This window comes from Photorhabdus viridis (assembly GCF_040256935.1).
GTDB lineage: Bacteria > Pseudomonadota > Gammaproteobacteria > Enterobacterales > Enterobacteriaceae > Photorhabdus > Photorhabdus viridis.
Genome location: NZ_JBEJZY010000388.1, coordinates 1 through 269 on the forward strand (window position 1 = coordinate 1; position 269 = coordinate 269).

The 269-nt window shown below is 54.3% G+C and carries 1 protein-coding gene; it reads left to right on the forward strand.

What is annotated here, in order from left to right:
• A partial coding sequence (locus tag ABR397_RS23855; protein ID WP_350307853.1) for a contractile injection system protein, VgrG/Pvc8 family occupies window positions 1-269 on the forward strand: 269 nt, incomplete at both ends.

The following is a 269-nucleotide window of genomic DNA, read 5'->3' on the forward strand; positions in this document are numbered from 1 at the left end:
GTGGAAAAAATCCTGCGTGAACGTCACGGTTTTCGCGGTCAGGATTTCTTATTCACCCTGGCGTACCCCGGCCCGAAGCGGGATCAGGTGATGCAATACGGCGAAGATGACTTACATTTTGTGCAACGCCTGCTGGCGGAAGTGGGGATCTGGTACAAACTGACCGCGGACGACCGGCTGAAAATTGACGTGGTGGAGTTTTACGACGATCAGCGTTACTACCAGTTTAATGTCTATATGCCGGCCCGCCCTCCATCAGGCATGCACGG